At 63.6% G+C, this 22,808-nt stretch carries 20 protein-coding genes; 14 read left to right on the top strand and 6 right to left on the bottom strand.

Annotation, left to right across the window (positions count from 1 at the left end; translation table 11 throughout):
• Positions 1 to 152: 152 nt before the first annotated feature.
• Both HXX15_RS16960 and HXX15_RS16955 read right to left on the bottom strand, forming a co-directional pair.
• Positions 153 to 1,697: an acyl-CoA synthetase gene (locus HXX15_RS16960; RefSeq protein ID WP_296517504.1), complete on the bottom strand. Its 1,545-nt coding sequence runs from the start codon at positions 1,695 to 1,697 to the stop codon at positions 153 to 155.
• A gap of 239 nt (positions 1,698 to 1,936) precedes the next feature.
• A complete protein-coding gene (locus HXX15_RS16955; RefSeq protein ID WP_296517503.1) occupies positions 1,937 to 3,109 on the bottom strand; it encodes an acetyl-CoA C-acetyltransferase in 1,173 nt (390 codons plus the stop codon).
• A 131-nt stretch (positions 3,110 to 3,240) separates the two neighbouring features.
• Between HXX15_RS16955 and HXX15_RS16950 the strand changes: the two genes are divergently transcribed.
• The 9 genes from HXX15_RS16950 (at position 3,241) to HXX15_RS16910 (ending at position 13,626) form a co-directional block, all read left to right on the top strand.
• Positions 3,241 to 3,906, top strand: coding sequence for a TetR family transcriptional regulator (locus tag HXX15_RS16950; protein WP_296517500.1), 666 nt, complete (start codon positions 3,241 to 3,243; stop codon positions 3,904 to 3,906).
• Positions 3,907 to 4,331: 425 nt separating this feature from the next.
• Positions 4,332 to 5,090 (top strand): SDR family NAD(P)-dependent oxidoreductase, encoded by a 759-nt coding sequence (locus HXX15_RS16945; protein WP_296517498.1) that lies wholly within the window; start codon positions 4,332 to 4,334, stop codon positions 5,088 to 5,090.
• Between the two features lie 98 nt (positions 5,091 to 5,188).
• Positions 5,189 to 5,995 (top strand): enoyl-CoA hydratase-related protein, encoded by an 807-nt coding sequence (locus HXX15_RS16940; protein WP_296517497.1) that lies wholly within the window; start codon positions 5,189 to 5,191, stop codon positions 5,993 to 5,995.
• Positions 5,996 to 6,049: 54 nt separating this feature from the next.
• Complete coding sequence (locus tag HXX15_RS16935; RefSeq protein WP_296517496.1) at positions 6,050 to 7,924, top strand: AMP-binding protein; 1,875 nt, start codon at positions 6,050 to 6,052, stop codon at positions 7,922 to 7,924.
• 46 nt (positions 7,925 to 7,970) lie between these two features.
• Positions 7,971 to 9,098 (top strand): acyl-CoA dehydrogenase family protein, encoded by a 1,128-nt coding sequence (locus tag HXX15_RS16930; RefSeq protein ID WP_296517495.1) that lies wholly within the window; start codon positions 7,971 to 7,973, stop codon positions 9,096 to 9,098.
• A 134-nt stretch (positions 9,099 to 9,232) separates the two neighbouring features.
• Positions 9,233 to 10,480, top strand: coding sequence for an acyl-CoA dehydrogenase (locus HXX15_RS16925; RefSeq protein ID WP_296517609.1), 1,248 nt, complete (start codon positions 9,233 to 9,235; stop codon positions 10,478 to 10,480).
• 20 nt (positions 10,481 to 10,500) lie between these two features.
• Positions 10,501 to 11,748 carry an acyl-CoA dehydrogenase gene (locus tag HXX15_RS16920; RefSeq protein WP_296517493.1) on the top strand — a complete coding sequence of 416 codons (1,248 nt, stop codon included), beginning with the start codon at positions 10,501 to 10,503 and terminating at the stop codon, positions 11,746 to 11,748.
• A gap of 104 nt (positions 11,749 to 11,852) precedes the next feature.
• On the top strand, positions 11,853 to 12,545 hold the full coding sequence (locus HXX15_RS16915; RefSeq protein WP_296517492.1) for a nitroreductase: 693 nt from the start codon (positions 11,853 to 11,855) through the stop codon (positions 12,543 to 12,545).
• Between the two features lie 148 nt (positions 12,546 to 12,693).
• A complete protein-coding gene (locus HXX15_RS16910; RefSeq protein ID WP_296517491.1) occupies positions 12,694 to 13,626 on the top strand; it encodes a 2-oxo acid dehydrogenase subunit E2 in 933 nt (310 codons plus the stop codon).
• A 35-nt stretch (positions 13,627 to 13,661) separates the two neighbouring features.
• Here HXX15_RS16910 and HXX15_RS16905 read toward each other — a convergent pair whose 3' ends face one another.
• Both HXX15_RS16905 and HXX15_RS16900 read right to left on the bottom strand, forming a co-directional pair.
• Positions 13,662 to 14,447: an enoyl-CoA hydratase/isomerase family protein gene (locus HXX15_RS16905; protein WP_296517490.1), complete on the bottom strand. Its 786-nt coding sequence runs from the start codon at positions 14,445 to 14,447 to the stop codon at positions 13,662 to 13,664.
• 42 nt (positions 14,448 to 14,489) lie between these two features.
• On the bottom strand, positions 14,490 to 15,602 hold the full coding sequence (locus tag HXX15_RS16900; RefSeq protein WP_296517489.1) for a cyclic nucleotide-gated ion channel: 1,113 nt from the start codon (positions 15,600 to 15,602) through the stop codon (positions 14,490 to 14,492).
• A 301-nt stretch (positions 15,603 to 15,903) separates the two neighbouring features.
• On the opposite strand from HXX15_RS16900, the gene HXX15_RS16895 reads away from it, so the two are divergent.
• The 3 genes from HXX15_RS16895 to HXX15_RS16885 all read left to right on the top strand — a co-directional run bounded on the left by HXX15_RS16895 (position 15,904) and on the right by HXX15_RS16885 (position 18,190).
• Positions 15,904 to 16,581, top strand: coding sequence for a cyclic nucleotide-binding domain-containing protein (locus tag HXX15_RS16895; RefSeq protein WP_296517488.1), 678 nt, complete (start codon positions 15,904 to 15,906; stop codon positions 16,579 to 16,581).
• Positions 16,582 to 16,619: 38 nt separating this feature from the next.
• Complete coding sequence (locus tag HXX15_RS16890; RefSeq protein WP_296517487.1) at positions 16,620 to 17,492, top strand: DUF6537 domain-containing protein; 873 nt, start codon at positions 16,620 to 16,622, stop codon at positions 17,490 to 17,492.
• A 293-nt stretch (positions 17,493 to 17,785) separates the two neighbouring features.
• On the top strand, positions 17,786 to 18,190 hold the full coding sequence (locus HXX15_RS16885) for a DUF3307 domain-containing protein (protein ID WP_296517486.1): 405 nt from the start codon (positions 17,786 to 17,788) through the stop codon (positions 18,188 to 18,190).
• 4 nt (positions 18,191 to 18,194) lie between these two features.
• On the opposite strand, the gene HXX15_RS16880 is transcribed toward HXX15_RS16885, so the two are convergent.
• Complete coding sequence (locus HXX15_RS16880; RefSeq protein ID WP_296517485.1) at positions 18,195 to 18,674, bottom strand: GNAT family N-acetyltransferase; 480 nt, start codon at positions 18,672 to 18,674, stop codon at positions 18,195 to 18,197.
• A 109-nt stretch (positions 18,675 to 18,783) separates the two neighbouring features.
• On the opposite strand from HXX15_RS16880, the gene HXX15_RS16875 reads away from it, so the two are divergent.
• Positions 18,784 to 19,665, top strand: a complete 882-nt coding sequence (locus HXX15_RS16875; protein ID WP_296517484.1) for a haloalkane dehalogenase — start codon at positions 18,784 to 18,786, stop codon at positions 19,663 to 19,665.
• Between the two features lie 112 nt (positions 19,666 to 19,777).
• Here the strand turns inward: HXX15_RS16875 and HXX15_RS16870 are convergent, their stop codons facing one another.
• The gene (locus HXX15_RS16870) at positions 19,778 to 20,170 is read right to left on the bottom strand and encodes a hypothetical protein (protein WP_296517482.1); all 393 of its coding nucleotides are present in this window, start codon (positions 20,168 to 20,170) and stop codon (positions 19,778 to 19,780) included.
• A 303-nt stretch (positions 20,171 to 20,473) separates the two neighbouring features.
• Between HXX15_RS16870 and HXX15_RS16865 the strand changes: the two genes are divergently transcribed.
• Positions 20,474 to 22,690 carry a sensor domain-containing diguanylate cyclase gene (locus HXX15_RS16865; RefSeq protein WP_296517480.1) on the top strand — a complete coding sequence of 739 codons (2,217 nt, stop codon included), beginning with the start codon at positions 20,474 to 20,476 and terminating at the stop codon, positions 22,688 to 22,690.
• Positions 22,691 to 22,808: the final 118 nt, after the last annotated feature.

Genomic DNA, 22,808 nt, shown 5'->3' with positions numbered 1-22,808 from the left:
TGAATGCGTCGTTCCGGGGCGCGCGTAGCGATAGCTGCGAGCGAACCCGGAACCTTGCGCAGGACGCCGGCGCATTGGTCTGCAGCGAGATTCCGGGTTCGCTCGCCCAAGGGCTCGCGCCCCGGAATGACGGCTGGAGGCGACGCGTCTGTTCACGCCGCCGCGGATTCCTTCTTCGGCCAGTAGCGATCCTTCAGATGTCGCTTCACCAGCTTGCCGGTTGGGGTGCGCGGCAGTTCGGCTTCGAAGTCGATGCTCTTCGGGCATTTGATCGGCGACAGATGCTTGCGGCAGAACACGATCAGTTCGTCGGCAAGCGCCTTGTCGGCGCGCGCACCGTCGCGCACCTGTACCACGGCCTTGACCTCTTCGCCCATCTCCTCGTTCGGCACGCCGAACACCGCGACGTCGGCGACGTCGGGATGGGTTAGCAGCACGTCCTCGGTCTCCTGCGGATAGATGTTCACGCCGCCGGAGATGATCATGTAGCTCTTGCGGTCGGTGAGATAGAGAAAACCCTCGGCGTCGAGATAACCGACGTCGCCGAGCGTCGACCAGCCGCGATCGTTGTAGGCGCGCTTGGTCTTGTCCGGATCGTTATGATAGCTGAACACCGGCGCATCGGCGAAGTACACTGTGCCGATCTCGCCGACCGGCATTTCCTCATCGTTCTCGCCCAAAATCCTGACCTTGCCGACCACGGCGCGGCCGACGGTGCCGCGATGGGTTAGCCATTGCTGCGAGTTCGACACCGTGACGCCGTTGCCCTCGGAGCCGGCGTAGTACTCGATCAGGATCGGCCCCCACCATTCGATCATCTTGGCCTTGACGTCGACCGGGCAGGGCGCGGCGGCATGGATCGCGCCTTTCAGCGAGGAGACATCGTAGCGCTTGCGGACCTCCTCGGGCAGCTTCAGCATGCGGACGAACATCGTCGGCACCAGCTGCGACTGGGTGACCTTGTACTTCTCCACCAGCCGCAGAAATTCCTCGGCGTCGAAATTCTCCATGATGATCGAGGTGCCGCCGAGCGTGATCGCCATCATGTTGAAGCGCAACGGAGCCGCGTGATACAGCGGCGCCGGCGACAAATAGATGCTGTCGGCGCTCATGCCGCACATGTCGGCGCACAGGATTTTCAGGAACGGATTCGGCAGCTCGATCGGGTTGCCTTCGAAGGCGCGCTTGATGCCCTTGGGTCGCCCGGTGGTGCCGGACGAATACAGCATGTCGTAGCCGGCGACCTGATCGGCGATCGGCGTGGTCGGCTGCGCGGCGGCCTCGCGGTCCCAGGAGCGGAAGCCGGGCAGCGGCTCGTCGACCATGAAGAAAGCCACGCCTGGCGACGCGGCGATCAGCGGCGCGATGGCGTCGCCGCCTTTCGGCGAGGTGATCACGACTTTGGCGCCGCAATCCTTGACGATGTAGGCGATCTCGTCCGGGGTCAGGTAGCGGCTGATCGCGGTGTAGTACAGCCCGGCGCGTTGCGCCGCCCAGCAGATTTCCATGAACGCCAGTCGGTTCTCCATCAACAGCGCGATGTGATCGCCGGCATTCAGGCCGAGCGCGCGGAACAACTGCGCACCCTGGTTCGACAGTTCGTCGAGCTGGCGATAGGTGATCGCCTTGCCGGAGTCCGCCATCTGATAGGCGATCTTGTCGGGCTGGGTCTTGGCGTAGATCGACGGATGGGTCATGGGCGTTCCTCTTGGGCGATGAAGGCGGATTGGTCCGCTCGATTTGTCGTTGGTGATTTTGCTGGATGGTGGCGTAGCGCTCAACCCGCCCCGCGATACCTTAAAGGAGCCCGCGGCACAATCTGCGCCTCATGGCGAGCAGCGCGCCAGCTGGCGCGCGTCTCGAACCATGAGGATGATCGGCCCCATCCTTCGAGACGCGCGCAAACGCGCGCTCCTCAGGATGAGGATATCGTGCGTCAGAGCCGCTCGACGATGGTGACGTTGGCCATGCCGCCGCCTTCGCACATGGTCTGCAGGCCGTAGCGCTTGCCGCTCTGCTGCAGCGCGTGCACCAGCGTGGTCATCAGCTTGGTGCCGGAGCCGCCGAGCGGATGGCCGAGCGCGATGGCGCCGCCATTGACGTTGAGCCGCGCGGGATCCGCGCCGGTGGCCTTCAGCCACGCGGCCGGCACCGAGGCGAAGGCCTCGTTGACCTCGAACAGGTCGATGTCGTCGATCTTCATCCCGGCCTTCTGCAGCGCGCGTTCGGTAGCCGGCAGCGGCGCTTCCAGCATGATCACCGGATCGCCGCCCATCATGGTCATGTGATGGATCCGCGCCATCGGCTTGATGCCGAGTTGCTTCAGCCCGCGCTCATTGACCACCAGGACGCCGGAGGCGCCATCGCAGATCTGGCTGGCGGAGGCGGCCGAAAGCCGGCCGCCTTCCTGGATCAGCTTGACGCCGCGGATGCCGTCGAGCGTGGCGTCGAACCGAATGCCTTCGTCGATCTGATGGGTGTCGGTCGAGCCGTCGGCGCGGGTGATCTGCAGCGGAATGATTTCGTCCTTGAACCGGCCGCCCTGCGTCGCCGCGATCGCGCGCTGATGGCTCTGATAGGCGAACTGGTCGAGTTCGTCTTTGGTCAGCCCGTATTTCTCCGCCATCATTTCCGCGCCGGTGAACTGACTGAACTGGATATTGGGGTAACGCTGCTCCATATGCGGGCTCTTGTAGCTGCCGAGCCCGGCCTTGGCGGCGAGGATGCTGGGCGAGCCCATCGGCACCCTTGTCATGCTCTCGACGCCCGACGCGATCACGATGTCCATGCTGCCAGACATCACCGCCTGGGCGGCGAAATGCAGCGCCTGCTGCGACGAGCCGCACTGCCGGTCGATCGAGGTTCCGGGAACGCTTTCCGGCAGCTTTGACGCCAGCACCGCGTTGCGGGCGATGTTCACCGACTGTTCGCCACCTTGGCTGACGCAGCCCATGATGACGTCCTCGATTTGGTCAGGATTGGCGCCGGAACGCTCCACCAGGGCATCGAGCACCGAGGCTGCGAGATCGGCCGGATGCCAGCCAGCGAGCCGGCCTCCCTTGCGGCCGCCGGCGGTCCGTGCGGCGGCGACGATATAGGCCTCAGCCATGAGCGTTCTCCCGGTTTTTCTGTGATTTGCTGGTAGGCGGATGCGTCGGATTTAAGGGACGGGGCAGGATTTAGTCAATCAATCAATTAAACCCTTGAGTGATGGCCGGCCATGCGCTATCTGCGACGCCGATGGCAGCGCATTTGAACCTCTCGTCAGCGGTCCGGGTCCCGGCCGGCAAGAACCAGACCGCCGACAAACTGTTGGTGGCGGCCGGCGAACTCATGATCGAACACAATTCGATCGAGATCTCGCTTGCCGACATCGCGCAGAAGTCCGGCGTCAACGCCGCGTTGGTGAAATATCATTTCGGCAACAAGGAAGGCCTGCTGCTGGCGCTGCTGGCGCACGACGCCGCCAACGAGACCGCCCAGCTCAATTATCTGCTGGCGCAGCCGATCTCGTCGACCGCCAAGCTGAAGCTGCACATCGCCGGCATCATCAAGGCGTATTATCAGTTCCCCTATATGAACCGGCTGATCCACTATCTGCTGCACGAAAGCAGCGAAGAGGCCGCCGATGAAGTGTCGAAATTCTTCGTCGGACCGCTGCTCGAATTCCATCGCCGGCTGCTGGAGGAAGGCGTGGCGGCCGGCGAGTTCCGCCCGGTCGACCCGGTGCTGTTCTACACCAGCCTGATCGGCGCCTGCGATCACCTGTTTTTCGGACGGCACGCGATGTCGCGCGCGGTCGGCGTCGGGCCGATCACCGATGAAGTCTGCCGCGATTATATCGCGCACATGGACCAACTCATCCTCGGCGGCCTGTTGCTGCCGAAGCCAGCGACCGCCGGATGATGCAGGAATAACAAGAAGAAGAAACGGCCCAAGGACAACTGAAGACGCGAAGGCTCAACAAGAAAATACCGGGAAACGCCCAAGGATAATTCCGAACAATAACAAGAAACGTCCAAGGACCAGTTTTGGACCTGCCCGCAAGAGGCAGGCGAAAGAAACTTCAGGCGATGCCCAAGGACTGACTGAGCTCAACAAGAAAATATCAGGAAGCGCCCAAGGATTGGTTTGAGAATCGGATTAAACAACAACCCGGAACACCGGGGAAACGCTCAAGGACCAGTTTTAAGACCAAAAACCATCGGGAAACGCCCAAGGATCTGCTGTAAGGTTCGGCCAGCGAACACGGCTTCAAGAACCGGCAACAGCGCCGACTTGAGCACCAGTTTCAAGAACAAGCGAAAACGCCCAAGGAAAGGGATTGTACAATGCAGTTGAAAGACGTCTCCGTTCTCGTCACCGGCGGAGGGTCGGGGCTCGGCGCCGCGACCGCGCGCGCGATGGCTGCCAAGGGCGCCAAGGTCGCCGTGCTCGACATGAACAAGGACAATGCCGAGAAGGTGGCCGCCGAGATCAACGGCGTGGCCTGCGTCGGCGACGTTTCCGAGGAAGCCCCAGTCAAGGCCGCGATCGAAAAGGCCGAGGCCGCCAACGGCACGATTCGCGTGCTGGTCAATTGCGCCGGCATCGGCGGCGCGATCAAGACCGTCGGCAAGCAGGGCGCCTATCCGCTCGATCACTTCTCCCGCATCATCAAGGTCAACCTGATCGGCACCTTCAACTGCATTCGCCTCGTCGCCGAGCGCATGCAGAACGCGCCGACCATCGGCGAGGAACGCGGCGTCATCATCAACACCGCCAGCGTCGCGGCCTATGACGGCCAGATCGGCCAGGCCGGCTATTCGGCCTCGAAGGGCGGCATCGTCGGCATGACGCTTCCGGTGGCGCGCGATCTCGCCTCGATGAAGATCCGCGTCATGACCATCGCGCCGGGCCTGTTCCTGACTCCGCTGCTGATGGGCTTGTCCGAAGAAGCGCAAAAGAGCCTCGGCGCCCAGGTGCCGCATCCGGCGCGGCTCGGCGATCCCAGCGAATACGCCATGCTGGCGGTGCAGATCGTCGAGAACCCAATGCTGAACGGCGAGACGATCCGGCTCGACGGCGCCATCCGCATGGCGCCGCGGTAGTTCTCCGAAGCGATTTGCCCCTCTCCCCTCGTGGGAGAGGGTGCAACACCAACCGCCGCCACCGGCGGGACGAACAACAAAAGTCCGGGAGAGCGTGCGTGACCCAACCGCTGCTGATCGACCACGCCGACGGCGTCGATTGGGTGACGCTGAATCGACCCGACAGCCTGAATGCGCTCAATCCCGAACTGATCGACGCATTGAACGTTTACTTCGGCCAGTTGCAGCGCAATCGCGATACCCGCATCGTCGTACTGAAGGGCGCCGGCAAGAATTTCTGCGCCGGCCTCGACCTCAAGGAGGCGATGGCGCGCCGCGCCACCCGGCAGGAGCCGCCGGGCGTCACCGAATCTTTGGACTCCCAGCGGCGGATCGCCGACATCGTGATGCTGATGCGGCGCTGCCCACAGCCGATCATCGCCTTGGTGCATGGCGCCGCGGCCGGCGGCGGCTTCGCGCTGGCGCTGGCGGCGGACATCCGCATCGCCGGGCGCTCGGCGCGGATGAACTGCGCCTTCATCAAATTGGGTCTCGGCGGCTGCGACATCGGCACCAGCTATTTCCTGCCACGGCTGGTCGGTGTCTCGGTGGCGTCCGAACTGATCCTGACCGGCCGCTTCATCGGCGCCGAACGCGCGCTGATGGTCGGGCTGGTCTCAGAGCTGGTCGAGGACGACCAGCTCGACGAGGCCGCCGCACCCTTCATCGACGCGATGCTGGCGGCGTCGCCGATCGGGCTGCGGCTATCGAAGGAATGCCTCAACATGGCGGTCGATGCGGGATCGATCGAGCAGGTGATTGCGCTGGAAGACCGCAACCAGGTGCTGTGCTCGCGCTCGGAGGATTTCGACGAGGGCATCAGCGCGTTTCTGGAAAAGCGCAAGCCGGTCTATATTCGACGCTAGAACCAGAAGATTTCGATCGGTCCGAGAAGAGACCGCGACAACGGGAGACGCCAGATGAGTCCAAGCGCCGCCGCCGTGCTGGAAAAACCCGCCTTTCGCAAGATCGACTGGCTGCCGCGCGACATCGCCGTCGAACGCCGCCCCGATGGCGTGATCGTGCTGAAATCGAATTTCCCGCTGAAGGATTACGAGCCGCATATCCCGGCCGCGCTGGCGCGGTGGGCGGTGGAGCGACCGGAGCGGACTTGGCTGGCGCAGCGCACCGGCGCCGAGCGGCAATGGCGCAAGCTCAGCTATGGCGAGGCCAAACGCACCGTCGACGCGCTGACCCAGGGCATCCTCGATCTCAAGCTGCCGCCCGGCCGGCCGGTGGCGATCCTGTCGGGCAATTCGATCGAGCACGCGCTGATGACGATGGCTGCGATGCAGGCGCGGATTCCGGCGGCGCCGGTGTCGCCGGCCTATTCGCTGATGAGCCACGACCACGTCAAATTGAAGTACCTGTTCGATCTGGTGAAACCGGCGTTGGTGCTGGTGCAGGATGCGACGGCGTTCGCGAAAGCGCTGCACGCGCTCGATCTCACCGGCGTCACCGTGGTGCATGTCGCCAACCCGGTCGACGGCATCGACAGCATCGCCTTCGCCGATCTAGCTGCGACGCCGGTGACCAGCGAGGTCGCGGACTCGATCGCGCGAATCACCCCCGACACTGTTGGCAAATTGCTGTTCACCTCTGGCTCGACCGGGATGCCGAAGGCGGTGATCAATACTCAGGCGATGATGTGCGCCAACGCCGCGATGATGATGCAGGTGCGGCCGCGCGATCCGAACGCACCGCAGGCGACCTATCTCGACTGGATGCCGTGGAACCACACCATGGGCGGCAACGCGCTGTTCAATCCGGTGCTGATCGAAGGCGGCACGCTGTATATCGACGACGGAAGGCCGATGCCCGGCCTGATCGACGAGACGCTGCGCAACCTCAAGGAAATTTCGCCGACCTACTACGCCAATGTGCCCGCCGGCTATGCGGCGCTGGCGGCGGCGATGGAGAAGGACGACGCGCTGTGCCGCAGCTTCTTCAAGAATCTCGGCCTGATGGCCTATGGCGGTGCGCGGCTGCCGGACGATCTGTTCGACCGGATGCAGGCGCTGGCGGTGCGCGCCACCGGCGAACGCATTGTATTCTATACCGGCTACGGCTCGACCGAGACCGCGCCGACCTCGACCGGGACCTATTGGGACACCGAGCGAGTCGGCTTGATCGGGCTGCCGTTCCCCGGCGTCGAGCTCAAGATGATCCCGATCGGCGATAAATACGAATTGCGGCTGCGCGGCGTCAACGTCACGCCCGGCTATTTCGGAAGACCAGACCTCACCGAAGCCGCGTTCGATGAGGAGGGTTTCTACAAGATCGGCGATGCTGGCGTGTTCGTCGATCCCAACGATCCGGTGCAAGGCATCATCTTCGCCGGTCGCGTGGTCGAGGATTTCAAGCTGATGACCGGCACCTTCGTGCATGTCGGCTCATTGCGCACCGACGCGATCGCCGCCGCCACGCCGGTGATCCAGGATGCGCTGGTCGCGGGCCAGGACCGCCCCTTCGTCGGCCTGCTGGCCTGGCCGAACCTGCACGCGTGCCGGCAGATCGTCGGCGATCCGGAGGCGACTTACGACGATGTGGTGAAGCATCCTTTGGTGCTGGCGGCGCTCCGCAGCGGCTTGCAGGCGCACAACGCGGCGACCGAAGGTGCCAGCTCGATGCGGATCGCGCGTGTCATGCTGATGACCGAGCCGGCCTCGATCGACGGCAACGAACTCACCGACAAGGGCTACATCAACCAGCGCGCCGGCCTTGAGCGCCGCGCCGATCTGGTCGCGCGGCTCTATGCCGAGCATCCGGATCAGGACGTGATGGTGCTGCAGTGAAACATACGAATATTCAAGCCTTCAACATCAACACGAGTACACGCCCATGAATTTCGATTTCTCCGACGACCAGAAGCAGTTGCGCGATCAGGCCCGGCGGTTTCTCGCCGAAAAATGCCCGCCGAAGGCGGTGCGCGCGGTGCTGGAGGGCAACGCCGATTATGACCGCGAATTGTGGAAGGGCCTCGCCGAGATGGGCTTTCTCGGCGTCGCGATCCCGGAGGAATTCGGCGGCGCCGGCGCGGGCCATCTCGAGCTCTGCGTGATCGCCGAGGAGATCGGCCGCGCGCTGGCGCCGGTGCCGTTCGCCTCCACTGTGTATCTGGCCGCAGAGGCGTTGATGCTGGCGGGCAGCGAGGCGCAGAAGCGCAAATGGCTACCGGCGATTTCGTCGGGCGAAGCGATCGGCACGCTGGCGCTGTTCGAGGGCACCGGCAATCCGTCGCCGCAGGCAATCAAGCTGGTGGCGTCGAACGGCACGCTGACCGGCGTGAAGAAGCCGGTACCGGACGGCGCGATCGCCGATTTCGCCATCGTCGCGGCGCGCACCGGGTCGAGCGGGCGCGAGACCGACATCTCGCTGTTCCTGGTCGATCTGAAGGCCGGCGGCGTCGAGGCGAAAGCGTTGCAGAATGTCGATCCGTCGCGCCAGCAGGCCGAACTGACCTTCAAGAACTGCAAGGCCGAGCCGCTCGGCCCCGCCAATGAGGGCTGGAGCATTTTGTCTCGCGTGCTCGACCGCGCCGCGGTGCTGATCGCGTTCGAACAGGTCGGCGGTTCCGACCGCGCGCTGGAGATGGGCCGCGACTACGCACTCGACCGCATCGCCTTCGGCCGGCCGATCGGCTCTTTCCAGGCGGTCAAGCACCTGCTCGCCGACATGTATGTCTCGGCCACGCTAGCGCGCTCGAATTGCTACTACGGGGCCTGGGCGCTTTCGACCAACGCTTCGGAATTGCCGGAAGCGGCGGCGGCGGCGCGGATCAGCGCGACCCAGGCGTTCCAGCATTGCTCCAAGAACAACATCCAGGTCCATGGCGGCATGGGCTTCACCTGGGAGTTCGACTGCCATCTGTACTATCGGCGCTCCAACGCGCTGGCGCTGTCGCTCGGCAGCCTGTCCTATTGGGAAGACACCTTGATCGACCGGATGCGCAAGAAGAACGCGGCTTAGCCTCATCCTGAGGAGCCGCGCGACGCGCGGCGTCTCGTAGGATGAGGCGGCCTCATGGTTCGAGACGCGCGCCAGGGCGCGCTCCTCACCATGAGGGACAACAGAGCGTGCAAGATCACAGACAGGCCGACCAGATGAATTTCGACGACACCCCGCAGGAAGCCGAGTTCCGCGCCAAGGCGCGGGCCTGGATCGCCGCCAACGCGCCGAAGCAGTATGAAGCCGAGCTGAAGAAGGCTTCGCTCGGCCGGCTCAAGCTCGACGGCGCCAATGTGCTCGATGTCGCCAAGGCCTGGCAGAAGAAGAAGGCCGAAGCCGGCTGGGCGGTGCCGCACTGGCCGAAGGACTATGGCGGCCGCGGCGTCTCGCCGATCGAGCGGGTGATCTGGCAACAGGAAGAGGGTGTGTTCGGCAAGCTCGGCGCGCTTTTCATCATCGGGCAGGGGATGTGCGGGCCGACCATGATGGCCTACGCCACGGAAGAACAGAAGCGGCACTATTTGCCGCCGCTGGCGTCAGGCGAAAACATCTGGTGCCAGTTGTTTTCCGAACCCGCCGGCGGATCCGACGTCGCCGGGCTGCGCACCCGCGCGGAGCGCGATGGCGACGATTGGATCATCAATGGCCAGAAGATCTGGACCTCCGGTGCGCATTATTCCGACTACGGCATCCTGATCACCCGCAGCGATCCCACTGTGCCCAAGCACAAGGGGCTGACGATGTTCTTCCTCGACATGCGGAGCAAGGGCGTCGAGATCAAGCCGATCAAGCAGGCCAACGGCAATTCCGATTTCAACGAGGTGTATTTCACCGACGTGCGGATTCCGGACAGCCAACGGCTCGGCGCGGTGAACGACGGCTGGAACGTGTCGCTGACCACGCTGATGAACGAGCGGATGTCGATTGGCGCCAATGTCGCCACCGGCTTTCCGGAACTGTTCGAGTTCTGCAACAATTTGATGCTGGAGGACGGGCCCGCGATCGACGACCGCGCGGTGCGCAGCAAGCTGGCGAGCTGGGCGGTGCGCGCCAGCGGCTTGAAGTACACCAGCTTCCGCGCGATCTCGGCGCTGTCGCGGGGCGAACGCCCGGGGCCGGAGAATTCGATCGGCAAGCTGGTGGCAGGATCGATGATCCAGGACGTCGCGACCTATGCGCTCGATCTGCAGGGCGCCGCCGGCATGCTGACCGGAGCCGAGGATGCGGAGGTTGCCGGACGATTCCAGGCGATGCTGCTGCGCTCGCCGGCCACCCGCGTCGAGGGCGGCACCGATGAGATCCTGCGCAACATCATCGCCGAGCGCGTGCTCGGCCTGCCCGGCGACATTCGCGTCGACAAAGACGTGCCGTTCAACAAGATTCCCACCAAGGGGCGGGCGTAAGCCCCCAAGGAGAACCCGCCATGAATTTCGATGACACCCCGCAGGAAGCCGCGTTCCGCGCCGAGGCCCGCAAATGGATCGACGCCAACGCGCCGAAGGAGTTTGAGGCTGAGCTGACCAAGGCACCGCTCGGCCGCATCAGCCTGAAGCACGCCGACATCGTCGAGGTCGGCAAGGCCTGGCAGAAGAAGAAGGCCGAGGGCGGCTGGGCCTGTCTGCACTGGCCGAAGGACTACGGCGGCCGCGGCGCCACCCCGATCGAGAAGGTGATCTGGCAGCAGGAGGAGGGCATCTACGGCAAGCTGACCTCGCCGTTCCAGATCGGCGAGGGCATGTGCGGCCCGACCGTGATGGCGTTCGGCTCCGAGGAGCACAAGCGGCACTTCCTGCCGAAGTTGGCGTCGGGTGAGAACATCTGGTGCCAGTTGTTCTCCGAGCCCGCCGGCGGTTCCGACGTCGCCGGCCTTCGCACCCGCGCGGAAAAGGACGGCGACGGCTGGATCGTCAACGGCCAGAAGATCTGGACCTCCGGCGCACACTACTCCGACTATGGTTTGCTGATCACCCGCACCGACCCCAACGTGCCCAAGCACAAGGGGCTGACGATGTTCTTCCTCGACATGAAGAGCGAAGGCGTCGAGGTGAAGCCGATCAAGCAGGCCAACGGCATGCAGGAATTCAACGAGGTGTTCTTCACCAATGTGCGGATTCCGGACAGCCAGCGGCTCGGCGCGGTCGGCGACGGCTGGAACGTGTCGCTGACCACGCTGATGAACGAGCGGATGTCGATCGGCGCGCGGCTCGCCACCGGCTTTCCGGAAATCTTCGAATTCTGCAGCAACCTGATGACCGAGGACGGGCTGGCGATCGACGATCGCGCCACCCGCTCGAAGCTGGCGAAGTGGGCGGTGCAGGCAAGCGGGCTGAAATACACCAGCCACCGCGCGGTGTCGGCGCTGTCGAAGGGCGAACGGCCGGGGCCGGAGAATTCGATCGGCAAGCTGGTGGCGGGCAGCATGATGCAGGACATCGCGGCCTACGCGATGGACCTTGAGGGTGCAGCCGGAGTGTTCAACGATCCGGCGGTCGCCGAGGCCGGCGGACAGTTCCAGGCGATGCTGCTGTCGTCGCCGTCGATGCGGATCGCCGGCGGCACCGACGAGATCCTGCGCAACATCATCGCCGAGCGGGTGCTCGGCCTGCCCGGCGACATCCGGGTGGACAAGGACGTGCCGTTCAACAAGATTCCGACCAAGGGCAGAGGGTAGTCGATCGTTGCAGACGCCGTGCACTTTCCTCTTCCGTCTCCCCGCACGCGGGGAGAGGTCAGGACGCCGGCGCGTTTGAACGACGATGCAAGGACGAATTTTCGATGACAACCGACCACACCGCCCCGATCGACGTGCTCGAAGACTTGCTGGCGCAGCGTTATTCTTGCCGCGCCTTCAAGCCCGACCCGGTGCCGCGCGCCACCATCGAGCGTATCCTCAATGCGGCGCAGAAGACCGCGTCGTGGTGCAATAGCCAGCCCTGGCAGGTGACGATCACGTCGGGCGAGGCGACCAAGAAGTTTCGCGACGTGATGTATGGCGCGGCCTCCAGCGGCGCGGCGCCGAGCGGCGACTTTCCGTTCCCGCGCGAATATAAGGGCGTCTATCAGGAACGCCGCCGCGAGAGCGGCTTCCAGCTCTACAACACGCTCGGCATCGCGCGCGGCGACAAGGCGGCCTATGCCAGGCAGGCGCTGGAGAATTTCAACTTCTTCGGCGCGCCGCACGTCGCGATCATCACCACCGACGAGGCGCTCGGCGTCTATGGCGCGATCGACTGTGGTGGCTATGTGACGAGTTTCATGCTCGCCGCGCAGGCGCTGGGCCTTGCCACCGTGCCGCAGGCGGCGCTGGCATTTCATGCTGCCGTGGTGCGGAAACACTTCGGCATGGCCGACGATCGCCGCATGGTATGCGGCATCTCGTTCGGCTATCCGGATCGCGAGCACAAGATCAACAACTACCGCACCAGCCGCGCCGGCCTGGGCGAGGTGGCGACCTTCGTCGACGAGTAGCCGCCCGGGCCGCATCCGGCCAGCCCTCGTCACGGCCCGGCGGCGAGCGCCTTGATTGAGGTCAAGGTAAGCCGCGTCCTTGCACGATACTGGTGCGGACCGGCTTGTTTCGCTCCGTCCGCAACACTCGGCTCGTGTGACAGCTCCAATGAGCAATTTCGCAGTTGGCGAGGTCCTGGAGTTCGATCTGCAGCGCAAGGTAGTTGCTCACATGACGTCCGCGTCATGGCGCAACGCGCCTCACGTGAGCTTCATCTATGAGCCGGACATTACCGATTTTTACGCTGTATTCAGGACAATCGCAGCCGAGCGTCTGGCGAGAGCCGATCAGCCAAGGAAGATTTCATTCAATACGATCCTGCTGAAGGCCTTGGTGGAGGGGTTGTTGGCAGCGCCAAAGCTCAATTCGCTGATTGAATTTGATGCGGCTACCGGAAGCGGTCGCCTGCAAATGTGCCCGGACATCAATATTTCCTTGCCGTGGTTCACGCCGGACGGCCGAACCATCACGCCAGTCATCGCCCATGCCGAAGCGATGTCGCTCGACGCAATGGCGGATGCCATAGCCAAGCTGGCGCGAAAAATAGATCAGACGAATATCGATGAAATGCTTCTCGACGCGATCGCTGCGAAGACCGCGGATGACATTAAGAAATTTCATCTCGGTACGATCTGGCGAGTCCTCAATTTGGCCATTCGCGGTCGAAAAACCCCACGCCTCCGGGGCGAAGAACGCAAACGATACTACCGACTGTCCGAGGATGTTCGCCTGTCGAGGAAAGACATTATGAACGGGACGGTGACGATTTCAAACATCGGATCACTTTACCGCGAACAACGCGGATACCTCGGCCTGCTTGAACTCGTCCCGCCGCAGGTCTTGGCGATCGGCGTCGGTGCCGTTCAGGACAAGCCAGGACTATTCGTCGATCAAGCCAAGGGCCAGCAAATTGGAATTCGGAAGTTCATTCCTATTTGCCTTGTGTTTGACCACAGGGCATTCGATTTTTTTGCCTTGGTGCCCTTGCTGAAGAGATTGGACACGATCTTTGCCGGGCCTGAGGAAGCATTCGGTTGGTAGCGACCTTCCGGACCGTTGGCTAAGGCTGGCCTTGTTCAAAACCGCGGCGCGCGCTTATCCTTGAACGCCGCGATGCCCTCCTTGATCTCGGGCCCGCGCATGCTGGTGCGAGCGCGGGCGTCGGCGGCCTCCTCATCGAAGGCGCCGCGGGCAAATTCGTTGATGGCGCGCTTCATCCCGGCCATCGCCTGCGGCGCGTTGCCGGCCAGAACGTCAGCCAGCGCGTCGACCTCGTCGTCGAGTTGCTCGATTGGCACCAACGCGGTGAGATAGCCGATCCGCAACATCTCGTCGGCGTCGATCTTTTGCGCGGTGAGGAACAGCTTCTTGGCGTTGTTCAGCCCGAGTCGGGTGACGTAGCGCTTGATGCCGCCCGGGTAGTAATGCAGCCCGAGCCGGGCCGCCGGCATGAACATTTCGGCGCTGTCGACGCCGATCCGGAAATCGCAGGCCAGCGCCAAATCGGTCGAGCCGCCATAGACCCCGCCATTGAGCCGGCAGATCGTCGGGAGTTTCAGGTCCTCGAGCCGGTTGGCGACGGCCTCGAACGCCGATCCGGACGGTTCGCCCTCGGGCACGCTGGCGGCGCGTTCGGCGATCTTGCCGAGGTCGAATCCGGCCGAGAAGGCGCGGCCGGTACCGGTCAGCACCAGCACCCGGATCGCGGCGTCGGCTTCGATCCGATCGAACAGGCGCAGCAGGGCGGCGAGATCGTCCGGCTGCAACCGGTTCAGATGCTTCGGTCGGTTCAGGCGAATGGTGGCGCGGGCGCCGTCGATGCTGAGCACGGGCGTGCTCGCGGTGTCCGCCGTGTCCGACATGGTGGTCTCTCCCTTGATCTTATCAACGACGCAACGCGCCGATTAGTTGTTCTCCGCGATGCGCCGCTTGGCTTCGGCGTCGATGGTGACGGCGAGATCCGGATGCCGCGCCATCAACATGCGGAAATCGGCCAGATCGAGCACCAGCAGCCGTGAAAGCTGTGTGGTGGTGATATCGGCCGAACGCAGCGAGTTGCCGAGCAGCGCCATCTCGCCGAAAAACGCGCCCTCGCCGAGCCGGATCTTCCTGCCCGGCAATTCGACCTCGACCTCGCCGCTGGCGATGAAATACATGCAGTCGCCGTGATGGCCCTTGCGGATGATCGTGGTGCGGGTCGGCAGTTCGATCATGCGCAGCATCTGAGTGACGTCGGCGATCGCGGCGGCGCCGAGCGACGCGAAGAACGGCACCCGGCTGACCGCCTCCCAGGTTCGCAGGAAGTTGTCCCGCCGGGTTTCGGCGGCGAAGGCGGTGGCCAGAATGCCGGTCCACAGCCCGAACACGCCGAGGCCGGAGATCATCACCAGCCCCGCCACCAGCCGTCCCAGCGGCGTCACCGGCACCACGTCGCCATAGCCGGTGGTGGTCAGGGTGACGACCGCCCACCACAGCGTCGCCGGCAGGCTGCCGAACGCGACCGGCTGGCCGTCCCGCTCCAGCGCGTAGACCGCGACCGAGGCGAGGAACAGCACCATCACGAACAGCACCAGCACGCTGACCAGCGGCCGCGCTTCCAGCACGATGACGCGGCGCAGCTGCCGCAATCCCGGAATTCCAGGCACGATCTTCAGCAGCCACAGTACGCTGAACAGCCAGGCGGATTTCGGATCGACGCCGAACCCCATCGCCAGTGGCACCGCGACCGCGGCGGCGGCATCGACCAGCCCGCGGGCCGACGCCACATAGTGCCAGCCGCGCCCGGCGCGGAAGCCGCGCCACAGCCGGATCAGCCATTCCATCGCGAAAAAGGCCAGGCAGACCCACAGCAGGGAATCGACCCAGTGATGCGTGGCTTCGTAGGCGGGGTCGACCGTCAGCACCAGCAGCATGGCAAGGCCGGTCGCCACGGCTAGATAGGCGACCCGGGTGACGCCGCGGCCCGCGGTCGCGGCCAGAAACTGCGAGAATACAGCGAACACGGACGGCTCTGACACTTTCTGGCGTGGGCCTGACGGAGAATCCCGACGCAGCAGGAGGGGCGCTCGACAGCCATGGCATACGCGATCGTCGGGGCAAAGTGCCCGCGCCGCCCTGAGCCGTCAACCGCAGCGCGTCGTCGCGCTCGAATACCGCAACGCGGGACATTTGCCGAGGATCGATTATAATTCCGTGGGCTTCCCCGGATATCAGGGGGCGGCGAGGCGGCGACGAATACTCTGAGATCCGTCACGCGGCGATGCCGCGTGCTCCGATATTTCGACCGAACGTTTGACTCAGGAATATGGTTGGTTCCCCATGGATGCGTCACAGCTTGCACAGCATGCCGGAACAGCAGGCACCCTGTTCGCGACGGTGTTCGTGGTGGCGACCTCGACGATGCGGACGATGATTCCGCTGCGGGTGTTCGGCATTCTCACCAACGTTGTGCTGATCGCGACCTCGATCCCGACTCACAATTATCCAACGATGGTCCTGCACGCCGTGCTGCTGCCGCTCAACGCGTACCGGCTGCACGAAATGCTGCAACTGGTCCGCGACGTGAAGAAGTCGGTGAACGGCGACCTGTCGATGGAATGGCTGAAGCCGTTCATGACCGAGCGGATATGCGAGGCTGGCGAGGCGTTGTTCTACAAGGACGAGAAGGCCGAAAGCATGTTCTACATCGTCAGCGGCCGCTTTAGATTGGTCGAATCCGGCATCGAGCTTCCGGTCGGCGCCATTGTCGGCGAACTCGGCATGCTGTCGCCATCCAATACGCGAACCCAGACGCTGGAATGTATCGAAAGCGGCACCGTGCTCGGCGTCAGCTACAGCAAAGTCGAGGAACTCTACGTGCAGAATCCGGAGTTCGGATTCTATTTTCTGCGGCTCGCCAGTGCCCGGCTGTTCCAGAATATCGGACTGCTGGAAGAACGTCTGGAGAAAGCGTCGGCGCCGACCCCGGCTGAAGCCGTGGCCAGCGATCGGGTGTAGAACGGCGAGGGATCATCGTGGCAGGATATATCGATGCGATGCGATCCACGCTCGCCGAGTTGCTCGGCGAGCGCGACATCGCGGTTCCGCTTTCGATCGACGGCCTGCCCGAGGCGGTGAAGCCGGTGGTCGAAGACGCCAAGTCGCAACTCATCACGTATCAGGGCCCGGGCTACGCGCAGCTTTATCTCGATCGGCTGCGGCGCTTTGCCGGGCGCAGGGGTGTCGATGACGCCCTGCTGATCGAGATCGCGCGGCTGATGGCGGCGCGGATGTGCTACGAGGACGCGATCCGGATCGCGCAATTGACGCTGGCCGAGGCCGGTGTCGGCAAGACGGGGCCGGCGGCCCGCGGCATCGACAAGAAATACCGCTTCCGGCTCGACGAACTGGTGTCGGCCCTGCCCGAAATGGTCGCGGACCCGGTGTTGAGTGTCCTCGAATATATCGGCTGGCTGCACATGCCGGTCAAGGTGCGTTTCAACGCGACCAGCCTCCTCGGGATACGCCGATTGAAGATCGAGTCGTGGCTGCGGCGCTGGCGGCTGTTGTCGGTGCGCTATCCGAAGGAGCGGGCCTGGGTCGAGCGCTGGCTGCACATGATCGACCGCTGCCTGACCAAGCAGCCGCAGGCCGTTGCTGAAATCGTGCAGACCGCGACCATGGTGCAGGGCTATGGCACGGGCTATCGGCAGGGACTGGCGGACTGGCATCTGATCATCGATCAATTGGCCAAGCCCACCTTCGATGGCGCGCTGCCGTTGAAAGATCTCGCTGGCGCGATCGTCGAGGCACGCGCCGCGGCGTTGCCGGACCCGCGGCAGGCCGCGCTGAAGCGCAAGATCGCCGCGATCAGGACGGCGGCGATGGCCGAGGAGCAGCTCGGCGCTGCTTCGGATCTGGAGAGCTAAATGCCCCGCAACTGGTTACGGGTTACCGGTGGGCGGCGGCACCCGGGTAGCCGCAAAACCGGTTTGACCGCAAGAGGCAAACTTGTCACAGCGCTTGATTGTTGGTGGATTCCGGGGCCTGCCGCCACGTGCATTCCCGATCTGGAAATGTCATAAACGAAAAAATGCCGGCCAAGCCTTGAGTGGCTTGCAAGGCTCAGTGCCTGTTGGGAGGCTCGGGAGAGCATGTCGGCAAGTCGTTCGCCGGTTCTTCCTTTCGATGCTCCCGTCAGGTCCAAGCAAAGGGCGTCCGCTTGATTTTTCCCGCTTTGTCGTCGTCAGTTGCCGTCGGTGCGCTGGTCGGATGGATGCTTGTGCTCACGGCGAAGCACGTCGTTGCGGATTTTTTCCTGCAGAATTCATGGATGGCGCTGGGCAAGGACCAGAAGTCCGACTGGGCGCTGCCGCTGCTGGCGCATTGCGGCGTGCATTTGCTGCTGACGACGACGCTGATGCTGATGCTCGCGCCGCGGTTCTGGTTCGTCGGCCCGATCGATTTTGTGATTCATCTCGCGATTGATCGCGCCAAGGGATTTTGCGTCGCGACCTTCAACGTCACCTATCAGCACCAATGGTTCTGGTGGCTGATCGGGACCGATCAGGCGCTGCATCATCTCACCGGTTTCGGGCTGTCGATCTTCCTGGCGGTGAACGGCTGAGCTTTCAGACCGCAGCGGCGGCGGCCTTGCTCCAGACCGTGAGATCGTCTGTTCCGACGCCGTGCTCGATCGCGGTCCAACCGAGTCTGCCGTAAAATCCGCTTCGTGCCGGCCGCGCGCAGAGATAGACGCGCGTCATCCCCAACGCGAAGCAATCGCCGGCGGCGCGGTCGACCAGCGCCGCGCCTACGCGCAATCCCCGATGCGCGGGATCGACCCATACCGCCGCCACCCACGGAGTGAATTGCGGCCGCTCGGCAAGATCGTGCGCGATCGCCGAGGCGGTGCCGAGGAATTTGTCTTCGTCGTGCGCGACGAGAGCAAATGGAATTGGCGCCGGATTGATGTTGTCGCGCAGCCGATGGGAAATTGAGCTCGCCGGATAACCGCGCGGCTGCCACCATGCCCGCCAGATCCGGTCGGAGACGGCGTCGAAGAATTCCGGCCGCTGCCGCAGATCGGAGATCGTGAAAGCGTTCGTCATTCGCAAATTCCATGTTGCGGCATGACGCTTGTCCCGTCGGCCGGAAACCCTTGCGTGGCCGATTGCACCCGGCCAGACCGCGCGGCAAGGTGAGCGCGGAGGAACGCCGATGACCGATACCCCGCTACAAAAACAAAACGTCACCGTACGCGGTCGCCGGATGGCCTATCACGCGCGCGGCGAAGGAGCGCCGGTGCTGTTGCTGCACGGCAATCCGACTTCATCCTATCTGTGGCGCGATGTCATCCCTGAACTGGAAGGGCTCGGCCGGCTGATTGCGCCCGACCTGATCGGCATGGGCGATTCCGACAAGCTGCCCGACCCGGGTCCTGACAGCTATCGCTTCACCACCCATCGCGACTATCTCGACGGCCTGATCGATGCGGTGGTCGGTCCGACGGAGTCGGTGTTTCTGGTGATCCACGACTGGGGCTCGGCGCTCGGCTTCGACTGGGCGAACCGGCACCGCGACCGGGTATTGGGGATCGCCTATATGGAAGCCATCGTCAGGCCGATCGCCAGCTGGGACGACTGGAGTCCGTCAGCCACGCCGGTGTTTCAGGGCTTCCGCTCCGACAAGGGCGAGGCCATGATCTTCGAGCGCAACCTGTTCGTTGAACGGGTGCTGCCCGGATCGGTGCTGCGCAAACTCACCGACGCCGAAATGGCGGAATATCGCAAGCCGTTTGCGCGCCCGGAGGATCGCTGGCCGACCCTGACCTGGCCGCGACAAATTCCGATCGGCGGCGAACCCGCCGACGTCGCCGCGATCGTCGCCGATTACGCGCGATGGATGGCGCAGAACGAGATTCCGAAACTGTTCATCAACGCCGATCCCGGCGCCATCCTGATCGGCGCGTCGCGCGAATTCTGCCGAAGCTGGAAAGCCCAGACGGAAGTCACCGTGCCCGGCTCGCATTTCATCCAGGAGGATTCCGGACCCACGATCGGCCGCGCGATAGCGCAGTGGATCAAGACCGTTCGATCCTGAGCACGGTTGCATTCCGAACGGCAGCTTACCCAAACCGGCGAATGGCAATCGCGGGATTCAAGGCGTCCTCGCGGAACGCAGACCGCGCATCCTCAAGTCCGGAACCGGTGCTTCACGCGCTGCGGCGTTCATCGGACGACGGGTTCTTGATCGTGACCTCGGCTTCTCCCGAGGGCAACTGCGATCCGAACTCACTGCCCGCGCGCATCACCTGCTGCTGGAACGCCAGGCCGTCTTCCATTAGACGCGCCAGCGCGCCATTGAACCAGTCCTGATACTCGCGCAGCGCGTCGAGCGGCGTGGCGGCTTCGCCCATGCGCTTGGCGGCGCCCAGAGCGGCCTGGGTTCCGGTATGGCGTCGCACAAACCAACCGTCGGCAAACTCCTTCATGCCGTTGAGCACACTCTCCTCGCTCTCCCAAAACTTCATGCTGACCGGCGCATAGGTCTTCAATGCCACCGTAGGCTGCAACATGTTCGGGAATGACGTCACGCGTTCACTCATGGCAATTCTCCCTGTGGTGGTTGAGTTGCAATCACTCTCGCAGTGGTCGTTGCCAGGATAAGTTTGGCGACGATGTGCCGATGTTCAATATTGGCCAATCAGCAAGATTTGATTCACCACGACAGAATTGCGGAACCGGTCGGCTGCGACGGTACCTCGTAGCTAACGCACCGCTGGTAGTCCTACTGGGGGGCAAATTAACTCGAACGGGTGAGACCGATACTACGCTTGGTAGCGAGTACAGGTGATTTCCGTCTGGCATGCCGTCTGCACCAAGGTCGATAGCACAATATGCGAGAGAATATGGCTGCGTTCCTTGAAAGCCAGTTGGACTTCATCTTCTTCTTCTACGGCCTGGCGTTCATCCTGCTCGGCGCCGTCTGCCTCTCGATTGCCAAGGAACCGCGCGGCCGAGCGGTCGGGCTGGTGCTATTCGGCGGCTTCGGCCTGATCCACGGCTTTTCCGAATGGCTCGACCTCGCCGCGCTGATCGTCGGCGACTCGCCGCTGTTCGCGAACATCCGCGTCGGATGCATGACCGTCTCCTACATGTTCCTGCTCGAATTCGCGCGGGTGGGCGCGGTCCGGCTCGGATATCGGCTGCCGGGCGGCTGGATTCACCTCCCGCTGCTTTGCATCGTGGTGATCGGCGGCATTGTGGGCGACCTGGCGACGGCGAATGCGCTGGCGCGCTATGCGTTCGGATTGCTCGGCGCGATCGGCAGCGCGCTGGTGATGCTCGAGCGGGCGCAGCAACGAGCGACGCTGGTCGGTCCGCTTACCAAGATCGCCGCAGTGATGCTGATTGTCTATGGCGTCGCCGCCGGATTCATCGTTCCGGAAGTGCCGTTCTGGCCCGCGAATATCATCAACCAGACCTCCTTCATGAAGCTCACCGGCATGCCAATTCAGCTGGTACGCGGGCTGATCGCATGCACATTGGCGGTGCTGATCTGGGGGATCTGGGGACAATTGCTGATTAAATCGGTCGATTCCGCGCGCTACACCGAATATCTGCGCCGGCAATTCATCGGCACGCTGGTGGCCCTGGCGGCGATCTTTGTCGGCGGCTGGATGCTGACCGATTTTCTCGGCGGGATCTACCGCGACGACGTCCAGGAGGAAGCCAGGGGCGACAACGATCTGCTTGCAAGCCGCCTGGCCGGCGAGACCTCGGCGGTGCGGGCGATGGCGAAAGCGCTCGCTGGGGTTCCGGCGGTGTCGGCGATGCTGAGCGGCGCAGGGCCGAAGGAAAGCGCCGACGCGCAACAAGCGCTGGAACTCGACGTCGAGGCATCGGGCGCGGTGCTCGGACAAATCCTGGACCGCAGCGGCCAGGCCGTTGCATCGTCCGAGCCGCGGGAATTCGCATTGCTGGGCACGCCGAACCAGAGTGCAGCACCGTGGTTCGAACAGGCAATGAACGGAACGTCCGGCCATCAGTTCGAATTCGATTCCGTCAGCGGCCAGCGTATCTATTACGCAAGCCAGCCGGTGCGATCTTCGGACGGCGCGATCGTCGGGGCGGTGGTCCTCAAGAAGTCACTGGATGCTCTCGATCTCAATCTGCAGGGGTTTGATCGAGCCTTCTTCTTCGTCAACGCCGATGGCGTGGTGCTGCTGACCAATCGCAATGACGAGTTCAAGCGGCCGCTGTGGCCGACGGCTGCAAGGCCCAAATTGGCACTCACCGAGCAATTCGGAGCGCCTGCGCGGCCGACGATGCTGGAGCGGGAGGTCAAGACCTCGGCCTGGACGAAATTCGACGGCCGGCGCGGCTTTGTGCTGCGCACGCCGGTCGAGCACAGCGAATGGTCGATGGTGATCGTGATTCCGGTGTCGGGAATGTTCGCCAGCCGGTTCCTGGGCATTATCATCACGCTGCAGTTCGCGATCACCACGCTGTTCTATTTTTTCGGCCGGGAACACGGCGTTCGCGACAATATCGAGATGGTGCGCCGGCTGGAATTGCAGCAGCGCGCGGACAACCTGCAGGTTCAGGCGACGACGGATCCGTTGACGGGAGTCTACAACCGGTTGAAATTCGATGAAGAACTGCTCAAGGAAATTGAGCGCGCGCGCCGCTACGCAACGCCGCTGACGCTGACGCTGTACGACGTCGATCACTTCAAGGAAGTTAACGACGCCTATGGTCATCAGGCCGGCGACCGCGTCCTGATTGAGCTGTCGGCGATCGTATCGCATGGAATCCGGCAGTCCGATCTTCTGGCGCGCTGGGGCGGCGAGGAGTTCGTCGTCCTGCTACCGGGGACCGATGCGCTGCAGGCAGGCGTCGTCGCGGAGAAGCTGCGCGGCATGATTGCGGGAAGGTCATTCGACGAAATCGGCACTATTACCTGCTGTTTTGGCGTCGCCACCTACGCCGCGGGCGACACCGCGGCGACGTTGGTCGCCCGCGCCGACAACGCGCTGTACCGCGCCAAGATGAACGGCCGCAACCGGGTGGAGCTCGATACGCCCATGGTGGACGGGGCCGACCTGGCGCCGCTCGGCTCCTGACCGCTGTCCTCGATCTATCCGGACAGGTTCTCCGCAGAATGCGTCGCGCCTGTCTGATTCGCGGCTCCTATTCAAGACCATTTGGTGGCATCGGGAGGTGTGGTTAACTCCTCGTTAA

The sequence above is a fragment of the Rhodopseudomonas sp. genome (genome assembly GCF_013377015.1).
Taxonomy (GTDB): domain Bacteria; phylum Pseudomonadota; class Alphaproteobacteria; order Rhizobiales; family Xanthobacteraceae; genus JARJEH01.
Note: the sequence above shows the minus strand (reverse complement) of the source record. Positions and strands in the feature narration are given on the sequence as shown.